Source organism: Kocuria cellulosilytica (assembly GCF_040981245.1).
Classification (GTDB): domain Bacteria; phylum Actinomycetota; class Actinomycetes; order Actinomycetales; family Micrococcaceae; genus Kocuria; species Kocuria cellulosilytica.
The window spans coordinates 1-513 of the sequence record NZ_JAVFWZ010000153.1 but is presented as its reverse complement, the minus strand read 5'-3'; the positions used below and the strand labels follow the sequence as shown (position 1 = coordinate 513).

Genomic DNA, 513 nt, shown 5'->3' with positions numbered 1-513 from the left:
GTGGGACCGCCGGGGACGGGCCTCCGAGGTGAAGCTGGACCGCGTGGTGCAGGTGCTGCCCGACGACGTCCGCCGGGAGGGCGCCGTGCTCCCGGCGGAGCGGTTCCGGCAGGTCGCCGAGGAGCTGCGCCGCCGTCGCGGCTGAGCCGCTCCGCCCCCGCCCGGACGGGGGCGCGCACGCGTGCCGCCGCCGCCGGGCGGAGGAGGAACGTCTGCTAGACTTTTCTGCTGTGTGTCCGCGCTGGTCGTTGGGCACCGCAGGACGGTCGCCACACGGGCGTCCCCACTCCCACTCAGTCACATGGCCGGCCTGTTTGCCCTCACTGACCGAATTCCGTACCCACCGCCAAGGAGTTTCACGTGGCCAACATCAAGTCCCAGAAGAAGCGCAACCTCACCAACGAGAAGTCGCGCCTGCGCAACAACGCGTACAAGTCCGAGCTGAAGACGCTCGTCCGTCGCGTCGACGACGCCGTGAGCGCCGCCGACAAGGAGACCGCCCAGGACGCCCTG

The 513-nt window shown here is 70.8% G+C and carries 1 protein-coding gene; it reads left to right on the top strand.

Annotated features, from left to right (window positions below; translation table 11 throughout):
* Positions 1-360: 360 nt before the first annotated feature.
* Positions 361-513: 30S ribosomal protein S20 (rpsT, locus tag RCG67_RS17455; RefSeq protein ID WP_368828083.1), on the top strand; the 153-nt coding region annotated here is incomplete at its 3' end.